Source organism: Prevotella illustrans (assembly GCF_017426725.1).
Taxonomy (GTDB): Bacteria; Bacteroidota; Bacteroidia; order Bacteroidales; family Bacteroidaceae; genus Prevotella; species Prevotella illustrans.
This window is the reverse complement of sequence record NZ_JAERMS010000063.1, coordinates 1-8,464: the sequence shown is the minus strand read 5'-3', so window position 1 is coordinate 8,464 and position 8,464 is coordinate 1. Positions and strand designations below refer to the sequence as shown.

Genomic DNA, 8,464 nt, shown 5'->3' with positions numbered 1-8,464 from the left:
CTTAGTGAAAACAACTTCCTTCACTTTTTTGAAAAATATTTAGGACACTATTGGAACAATACAAAAAAAATACCATGAAAAAACCGTTAATTCTTTGGTATTTCGAAAAATATGAGTAATTTTGCAACCCAAAAGGTTCGGAGCTACCAACTGAGCCCTTTGTTGCCGTGTTCTGCGGCTATATTCCAAGGAATAATAAACAATAAAATATATAGCAAAATGAAAAGAACATTTCAGCCTCACAATCGTCGTCGCGTGAACAAGCACGGTTTCCGCGAACGTATGGCAACAAAGAATGGTCGTCGCGTATTGGCTTCACGTCGTGCACGCGGTCGTAAAAAATTAACTGTTTCTGATGAAAACCACGGTAAGTAATTACCACGCCGGTAGAATATTAGCAGAAAACAGAAAGAAGCAAAGAGTTGTCTTTGCTTCTTTCTGTTTTTTTTGTACTTTTGCATACAGTCATTATACGCAATGAAGTCTTCAGAATTTATCAATAAATTTAAAAGCCGGTATCTATGGGGCAACATCTTGGCGATGGTAGTGGTCATAGCCGGCATCATCATAGGCGTTAAATACGGACTCGATCTTTATACACACCACGGAGAAGCCATCGAGATTCCTAACCTAAAGCACATGAAGTTTGCCGACGCCCAACGCATCCTAAAGGACAGAGGGTTGGAAATAGTCGTCAGCGATACCGGATATGTAAAGAATCTGCCGGCCGACTGCGTGCTGGAGCAGAATCCGGTGTCGGGGTCTAAGGTGAAGTCAGGACATATTATATATGTGACCATCAATTCGACACTTTCTCCTACGCTGTCGCTTCCCGATATCATCGACAACAGTTCGCTCAGAGAAGCCATGGCCAAACTGACGGCAATGGGATTCAAACTGGCTTCGCCGGAATTCATTCCGGGTGAGAAAGACTGGGTTTACGGTATCATCGTCAGAGGGCGCCATGTTATGGCGGGACAACGCATACCCATTGAAGACTCACTCGTGATACAGGTGGGCAACGGCATGAGAAATTCTGAAGATGACATTAACTATATCGATCCGGCAGAATCGGAACAACAGACCGATGAAGACGAGGTGGACGAGTTCGATGTAGTGACGGCACCGGAGGCTCCGGAGAAAGAGCATAAGCCCGAAACACCACAGAAGCCCGCCAATCCCTGATACCCAATAATATAAGGACATGATCGATGTAACAGACGACATATTAGAAGACAACGAAAACTTCGATAACGACAACGACGGCCTCTACGAGCACTGGAAGATAGAGGTGGACCCGGGACAGAAGCCCGTCAGAATAGACAAATATCTGGCCGAGAAGAACCCGTATCAGAGTCGCAACCGCATTCAGAACGCCGCCGATGCCGGTTTTATCCATGTAAACGGCACGCCCGTCAAGAGCAACTACAAGGTGCGCCCGGGCGATATTGTCACGCTGATGCTCGACCGTCCGAAGCACGACACGTCGATCGTGGCAGAAGACATACCGCTCAACATCGTCTACGAAGACGATCAACTGATGGTTATTAACAAGGAAGCGGGCATGGTGGTACATCCCGGTGCCGGCAATTTCACCGGTACGCTCATCAACGCGGTGGCCTGGCACATGAAAGACGTGAAGGATTTCGACCCCAACGACCCGGAGGTGGGATTGGTGCACCGCATCGACAAGGAAACGAGCGGTCTGCTGGTTGTGGCCAAAACGCCAGAAGCCAAGACCGCATTGGGCAAGCAGTTCTTCAACAAAACAACCCACCGCAGCTACAATGCCTTGGTGTGGGGTAACTTGGTGGAGGACGAAGGTCGCGTCGAAGGCAACATCGGACGTGACCCGAAGGACCGGTTGCGCATGAAGGTGTTCGCTCCCGACTCGGAAATCGGTAAGCCGGCCGTCACCCACTACCGTGTGCTGGAACGCTACGGCTACACGACGCTGTTGGAATGTGTGCTCGAAACGGGTCGCACCCACCAGATACGAGCCCACATGAAGCACATTGGGCACCCGCTGTTTGGCGACGAACGCTATGGCGGAACGGAGATATTGCGGGGACAGCGCAGCAGCACCTACAAGGCTTTCATACAAAACGGCTTCAAGATATGCCCGCGACAGGCGCTGCACGCCAAGACCCTGGGCTTCGTTCATCCCACCACCGGCCGGCAGATGGACTTCGACAGCGAATGGCCGGACGACTTCGCCCGACTGATAGACAAGTGGCGCCACTTCATCAAAGGCACGACGGCCGATACTTTCGAACAAAATTAAAGATCAAGATAAATGGAAACATTCAAGAGAAACATTGCCATCGTCTGCGGTGGCGATTCTTCAGAACACGACGTATCCCTCCGCTCGGCACAGGGACTCTACTCTTTCTTCGACAAAGAAAAATATAATATCTATATCGTCGACATCAAAAGACAGGACTGGCACGTGGACTTGCAGAACGGCGAGACTGCCCGAATAGACAAGAACGACTTTTCTTTCCTGCTCAACGGCAAGGCCGTACTTTTCGACTACGCCTATATCACGATTCACGGACAGCCCGGCGAGAATGGACTGATGCAGAGCTACTTCGAGCTGCTGGGCATTCCCTACAGCACGAGCGGCGTATTGGTCGAGGCCATGACCTTCGACAAGTACGTGCTCAACAACTACCTACGGGGCTTCGGCGTGAATGTGGCCGACAGCATGCTGCTCCGTCGTAACGAGGCTTACGACGAGGCCGCCATCGAAAAACGGATAGGCATGCCCTGTTTTGTGAAGCCTGCGGCCGACGGAAGCAGCTTCGGCGTCTCGAAAGTGAAGAACTCCGACCAACTGGCACCCGCGCTTCGCGTGGCATTCATGGAAAGTGACGAGGTCATGGTAGAAGGATTCCTCGACGGAACGGAGATTTCGCAGGGCGTCTACAAGACAAGGAAAAAGAGCGTGGTGCTTCCCGCCACGGAGGTAGTGACCAAAAACGAGTTCTTCGACTATGACGCGAAGTACAACGGACAGGTTCAGGAAATAACGCCGGCCCGCCTTTCGCCCGAGACCGCGGAGAAAGTGGCTCAGGAAACCAGCCGTATCTACGACATCCTGCACGCCAACGGCATTATCCGCATTGACTACATCATCACGAAGGACCAAGACGGAAACGATAAAATCTACATGCTGGAAATCAATACGACACCCGGCATGACCGTAACAAGTTTCATCCCGCAACAGGTTCGCGCCGCTGGGCTCGACATCAAGGACGTACTTTCAGAAATCATTGAGAACCAGTTTAATGACTAAAGACTAACAAACGGCAGTGGACGATCGAGTCCTTCAGAAATAGGTTTGCATGACAAAGAGAGCCGTAGCAGTATAAAGGCGCTGCTACGGCTCTCTTTGTCTTAGCCGGTATGGGGGCATCAATACTTCAAATAAGGTTCGACACGGCTAAGGGCCTGGGGCGTGAACGACTTGAGCAGGCGCAGATCGCCGAGGGAGTGGATAGGACCACGCAACCGACGGTAATCAACGATGTCACGTGCCTGAGTATAAGTGATATAAGGATGGCGGCTGAGCTGCGACAGGGTTGCGGTATTGACGTTAATACGCGTCACATCATCATCGGGAAGAATGAAATAAGAGAGCGACTTCTCTGGGAAGTCCTCGATTTCACGCAGCTGCTGAATGCTGTGAAAGCCGCCCAAATGTCGGCGATAATTCACGATCTGGCGGGCAAAATAAGAGCCTATTCCCGGCACATGGCGCAGTTGGGTCGTATCGGCCTTATTCAGATCGACACGCTCTAACTGCTGAATTTTACGCGGATATTTCAGTGTGTCCTGCTTAAACGCAGGCATCGGCTCGGCCAGAGTGACAGCCGGTAAATAATCGGAACTGATCTTGATATGTGGCAACAATCGGAGAAAGTCTTTTCGGGTGAGTCCATACAGACAGGCAAAATCGGTCGGCCGTCGATAGATACCGCCCTTAGCTCGGTACTTATAGATATTCCTGACTTGCCAAGGACGCAATCCTAAAGCAAGGAGTTGGGTGCTATCGGCTGTATTGGGATCAAAATCAAACAAACGGGCCGAAGCAACAGGCACCCGATAATAACGATGTGGGTAACGGGGATTGTGGCGCAGAGAGCTGACTGACACCGTATCGCCGACGATGGCTGTAGAGTGGTCGAAGCCTTCGGTTGTCAGATACACCATAAGGATAAACAGAAAGCCCAAAAGAAGAGCTGTGAGCAGCACGATGCGATCACTCTTTATTAAATAGGTCAGGTCTTTCCATTTCATATACATTCATGGTTTTAGTAAGTAACACAAACAGCGTGGGCATAGTTAGATTAAATGAAACTGATGGGGCAAGATGGCCAGACCGCCGATTGTGGTCAATATCATACCTATCTTGCTTCCAAAACTTGCACGCTCTTGTGACTTTTTCGATTCATTCTTAATTTAAAATCACAGAAATATAAAAAATCTTTTATCATTTAAGAATAAATCAATGACAAAACTACAAATAAGTTATCTTTCTGTCGTTTCATTCCGATAAGCTTCCGGTATTTGTTCACGCCACCATTTGAATGGATTTCTTATCAAATAGGAATTATAAAAACGACGGTCGCCTGTCACTTCCGTTCCTATGAAATCAGGCTTATCATAAGCTTCATTCTCATCTTTCAACTCGACCTCTGCCAGCACAAGCCCGCTATTATCACCCAAAAACTCATCCACTTCAAAGGTATGCGTTCCGCTTGCGACCAGATAACGACACTTGTCAACAACTCCACCTTTACAGAGTTTCAGCAGTTCGTTGGCCTCTTCCATCGTTATCTCTTTTTCAAACTCGTAACGTGTCAATCCGTTTTCACCCGCATGCGACTTGATTGTCAGATAAGCTTTGTCGTCCCGGGTTCTAATCCGCACCGTTGCCCCATCAGCAGGGATATAGCCCTGCCGGATATGGCTATGAGAAAAGGCGGCATGCTTATACGTGTCGCCTTTTTTCACCAGAAACTTACGTTCTATTTCCAGTCCGCTCATTACATAATCGTCGAATAAATCATAAACAAAATTGCCAGAATAATTAAAGCGATAAAAATACCTTTGATCACTTTCTTGGCCTGCTCTTCTTGTTTGGCTTCGCGTCTCACGCGATTCATCTTACTTCTTTCACTCATAGTATTTACGCCTTCCATTCGCCCCGCCATAGACGAGGAGTGTCAAATAAAGGCAGAGACACTTAGGTTAGTTTATCTATTAATTATCACTTGATCGCTTAAAGTCTATTTCTTCCATGGTCTTTCGCTAATTCTACCAATCACCAGCCTATTCGTCCGTGACGGGGAATTCCATCAAATATGCCTTGATGAAATCATCTATCTTTCCGTCCATGACACCGTCAACGTCAGCTGTCTGATAATTTGTGCGGTGATCTTTTACCCTACGATCATCAAACACATAGCTTCTGATCTGGCTTCCCCACTCTATCTTTTTCTTTCCAGCCTCTATTTTTGCTTGCGCTTCCAAGCGTTTCTTCATGGCCCGGTCATACAGTTGGCTCTTCAAAAGCAACAAAGCCTTTGCGCGGTTCTTGGGCTGATCACGGGTTTCGGTGTTCTCTATCAGGATTTCTTCTTCCTCTCCCGTGTCGGGATCTTGATACCAATAGCGCAGACGTACGCCCGACTCCACCTTATTGACATTCTGTCCACCGGCGCCACTCGAACGGAATGTATCCCACGACAGGCGGGCAGGATCGACAAACACCTCTATCGTGTCGTCGACAAGGGGCGAAACGAACACTGAAGCGAAGCTCGTCATACGCTTTCCCTGAGCGTTGAACGGACTCACACGCACCAATCGGTGAACGCCATTTTCACTTTTCAGGAAGCCATAAGCATATTCGCCACCGGTAATTTCCATAGTCACGCTCTTGATTCCTGCTTCATCACCTTCTTGCAAGCTAATGATAGAAGTCTTATAACCATGCGCTTCCACCCACCGCATGTACATACGCATGAGCATGGAAGCCCAATCCTGGCTTTCTGTTCCACCGGCTCCGGAATTAATCTTCAACACACACTCCATCGGATCTTCTTTCTGACGAAGCATATTCTTCAGTTCCAGAGCTTCTATGGCGGCGATGGCTTTGGCATAGTCATGATCTACCTCTGCCTCCGTCACCATTTCATCCTTATAGAAGTCGAACGCCAACTGCAATTCTTCAGCCAACTGCTTCACTTCTTTATAGTCTACAAGCCACTTCTCTATTCCTTTGACGAGCCGCATCTGTGCTTGTGCTCGCTCAGGATCTTCCCAGAAGTCGGGAGCTTGCGTTCGCAGCTGCTCTTCTTCGTATTCAACTTGTTTCCGGTCGATATTCAGATATTTATGAAGCGCTTCCGTTCGCTCCACAACATCTTTCAATTGTTCTGCGGTTATCATATCTTTTACTCTTCGTACATCTTGTCAATGAGCGATTTATAGATTTTATTAATCACAGGACGTTTCAGTTTAAGCGTATTGGTCAGCTCACCGGTCTCCATAGAGAAGTGATGTGGCAATATCGTTATTCGTTTAATCTGCTCGTAAGGAGCCAAACCTTGCTGCAAGGTCTTAATACGATCCAACAGCATATCGTGCACCATCTTATTAGCGCAGAGCTCTTCCCGTGACGAATATTTAATCTGATGTTGCTGTGCCCATTCCTCTATTGTTCTGAATTCCGGCACAACTAACGCTGATACAAACTTACGTTGATCGGCAATAACGGCGCATTGATCTATATATTTGTCCACCAACAACAACGCTTCTACCTGCTGCGGGGCTACATATTTACCATTTGAAGTCTTGAAAAGGTCCTTAATTCGCTCTTTTAAGAAAAGTTCTCCATTTTCTATATAGCCGGCATCGCCCGTATGGAAAAAGCCGTCTTTATCGAAAGCCTCGGCATTGATGGCGTCGCGCATATAGTAACCCGGTGTAATGGTCGGACCTTTCAACAGCACTTCGCCATTCTCGCCAATCTTTATTTCAAGACCTTCGATCGGCCGGCCTACAGAACCTACTGTATATGGTTTGCCACGATGATCGCAACTAACCGTAGCCAAACTCTCCGTCAGGCCATAACCTACCAACATATCCAATCCGATGGAATGCGCAAACTCTTCTACTTCAAGCGACACATAGGCTCCTGCCGTAGGAAATATATTCGGTTTGTTCAGGCCTAATTGCTTTCGAACCAAACTAAGTACCGAATTATTCATCACCTTATATTCCATTTCCAAAGTCAGAGGAACCCTCTTACCTTGACTCAGATATTCTATATTACGTTTACGTCCTACTGCCAACGCCCGTTTGAAAAGCAGTTTTTCCACCGGATTAGCCTCCTCCATGCGCTGCTTCACGGCTATATACACCTTCTCCCAAAAACGTGGCACACTCGCCATGCAGGACGGATGGGTCTCGCGCATACTCTGTTGGATTTCTTTCGGATAAGTATTGATAATCAGCTGAGCTCCTACCGATAAAGACAAATAAGCCCAAGCGCGCTCGAACACGTGCGCAAACGGCAAGAAATTGATGACCCGGTCTTTCTCACTGATGGGCACACACTTTCCGTTGGCTTCTATCGCCGCGTGATACTGGCGATAAGTAAGAATCACGCCTTTGCTCTCACCTGTCGTACCACTGGTGTACAGAATATTGCAGATATCATCTTCGTTCGCGTCTTTCCACCGGTTTTCCACTTCAGACTGACGTGGCAGTCCTTCTCCCAATTTGATGAAATCCTCAAAATAGAGGGCCGCAGGATCGTGCGTACTGATTCTCACGCTGTCATCAAAGATGATAATTCGCTCCAATGACGGGCATAAAGCAAAAATGCGATGAGCCTTGTCATACTGTTCCTGCTCGCCTACAAAAAGAAATCTTACCTGAGCATCGTTCACGACATATTGAATCTGCTGCTCGCTGCTGGTGGCATAAATCGGAATAGAAACAACCCTGTCACCATACGCTCCGAAATCGGTATACAGATAATGAACACAGTTCTGCGAAAACACCGCTATTTTTTCCTGGGGCTTCATGCCCAGATTCAAAAGCGCGTTGCTCACCTGCTTCACCCGCAACGAGAACTGTTTCCAGGAAACCGTTTTCCATTTCAGGCTACCAAAACAACGAAATGTCAACGCAGGCTTGTCTCCGTATTTCTTTGACTGTTCGTGAATTAGTATAGATAGATGACATTTTGTTTGCATACGTAAACCATTTATTGATTTCACAAAGGTAATTATTTCTTTTAAAAATGAGAAATATCTGCGATTTTTATTCTTTCTAACCATCTGTGGAAGCATATTCAAGTAGAAAATTAGTGGGGACAGGTTTACAGGTATCGATATATCTACCGCACCCTGAATTATCTTTACATATACCATCAAAAAAGTGGCATTAT

The 8,464-nt window shown here is 47.5% G+C and carries 9 protein-coding genes; 4 read left to right on the top strand and 5 right to left on the bottom strand.

Annotated elements, in window-relative coordinates:
- Window positions 1-219: 219 nt before the first annotated feature.
- From rpmH to JHU38_RS11865, 4 genes are all read left to right on the top strand, one after another.
- Window positions 220-375, top strand: a complete 156-nt coding sequence (gene rpmH, locus JHU38_RS11880; RefSeq protein ID WP_016665496.1) for a 50S ribosomal protein L34 — start codon at window positions 220-222, stop codon at window positions 373-375.
- A 102-nt stretch (window positions 376-477) separates the two neighbouring features.
- A complete protein-coding gene (locus JHU38_RS11875) occupies window positions 478-1,185 on the top strand; it encodes a PASTA domain-containing protein (protein ID WP_107581646.1) in 708 nt (235 codons plus the stop codon).
- Between the two features lie 19 nt (window positions 1,186-1,204).
- Window positions 1,205-2,284 (top strand): RluA family pseudouridine synthase, encoded by a 1,080-nt coding sequence (locus JHU38_RS11870; protein WP_107581645.1) that lies wholly within the window; start codon window positions 1,205-1,207, stop codon window positions 2,282-2,284.
- 12 nt (window positions 2,285-2,296) lie between these two features.
- The gene (locus JHU38_RS11865; RefSeq protein WP_107581644.1) at window positions 2,297-3,298 is read left to right on the top strand and encodes a D-alanine--D-alanine ligase; all 1,002 of its coding nucleotides are present in this window, start codon (window positions 2,297-2,299) and stop codon (window positions 3,296-3,298) included.
- Between the two features lie 119 nt (window positions 3,299-3,417).
- On the opposite strand, the gene JHU38_RS11860 is transcribed toward JHU38_RS11865, so the two are convergent.
- The 5 genes from JHU38_RS11860 to JHU38_RS11840 all read right to left on the bottom strand — a co-directional run bounded on the left by JHU38_RS11860 (window position 3,418) and on the right by JHU38_RS11840 (window position 8,270).
- The gene (locus tag JHU38_RS11860) at window positions 3,418-4,302 is read right to left on the bottom strand and encodes a helix-hairpin-helix domain-containing protein (RefSeq protein WP_107582354.1); all 885 of its coding nucleotides are present in this window, start codon (window positions 4,300-4,302) and stop codon (window positions 3,418-3,420) included.
- A 231-nt stretch (window positions 4,303-4,533) separates the two neighbouring features.
- Window positions 4,534-5,052, bottom strand: coding sequence for a CYTH domain-containing protein (locus JHU38_RS11855; protein ID WP_107581643.1), 519 nt, complete (start codon window positions 5,050-5,052; stop codon window positions 4,534-4,536).
- Window positions 5,052-5,207 carry a hypothetical protein gene (locus tag JHU38_RS11850; RefSeq protein WP_158267289.1) on the bottom strand — a complete coding sequence of 52 codons (156 nt, stop codon included), beginning with the start codon at window positions 5,205-5,207 and terminating at the stop codon, window positions 5,052-5,054. Before JHU38_RS11850 ends, JHU38_RS11855 begins: the two co-directional genes overlap by 1 nt.
- Before the next feature lie 130 nt (window positions 5,208-5,337).
- A complete protein-coding gene (gene prfB, locus JHU38_RS11845; protein WP_107581642.1) occupies window positions 5,338-6,456 on the bottom strand; it encodes a peptide chain release factor 2 in 1,119 nt (372 codons plus the stop codon).
- Between the two features lie 5 nt (window positions 6,457-6,461).
- Window positions 6,462-8,270, bottom strand: a complete 1,809-nt coding sequence (locus JHU38_RS11840; RefSeq protein ID WP_107581641.1) for an AMP-dependent synthetase/ligase — start codon at window positions 8,268-8,270, stop codon at window positions 6,462-6,464.
- Between the last annotated feature and the right edge of the window lie 194 nt (window positions 8,271-8,464).

What these genes read in the sequence shown, in the direction of transcription:
- rpmH (WP_016665496.1), top strand. Translation starts at nt 220, where the DNA reads ATGAAAAGAACATTTCAGCCTCACAATCGTCGTCGCGTGAACAAGCAC.
- JHU38_RS11875 (WP_107581646.1), top strand. Translation starts at nt 478, where the DNA reads ATGAAGTCTTCAGAATTTATCAATAAATTTAAAAGCCGGTATCTATGG.
- JHU38_RS11870 (WP_107581645.1), top strand. Translation starts at nt 1,205, where the DNA reads ATGATCGATGTAACAGACGACATATTAGAAGACAACGAAAACTTCGAT.
- JHU38_RS11865 (WP_107581644.1), top strand. Translation starts at nt 2,297, where the DNA reads ATGGAAACATTCAAGAGAAACATTGCCATCGTCTGCGGTGGCGATTCT.
- JHU38_RS11860 (WP_107582354.1), bottom strand. Translation starts at nt 4,302, where the DNA reads ATGAAATGGAAAGACCTGACCTATTTAATAAAGAGTGATCGCATCGTG.
- JHU38_RS11855 (WP_107581643.1), bottom strand. Translation starts at nt 5,052, where the DNA reads ATGAGCGGACTGGAAATAGAACGTAAGTTTCTGGTGAAAAAAGGCGAC.
- JHU38_RS11850 (WP_158267289.1), bottom strand. Translation starts at nt 5,207, where the DNA reads ATGGAAGGCGTAAATACTATGAGTGAAAGAAGTAAGATGAATCGCGTG.
- prfB (WP_107581642.1), bottom strand. Translation starts at nt 6,456, where the DNA reads ATGATAACCGCAGAACAATTGAAAGATGTTGTGGAGCGAACGGAAGCG.
- JHU38_RS11840 (WP_107581641.1), bottom strand. Translation starts at nt 8,270, where the DNA reads ATGCAAACAAAATGTCATCTATCTATACTAATTCACGAACAGTCAAAG.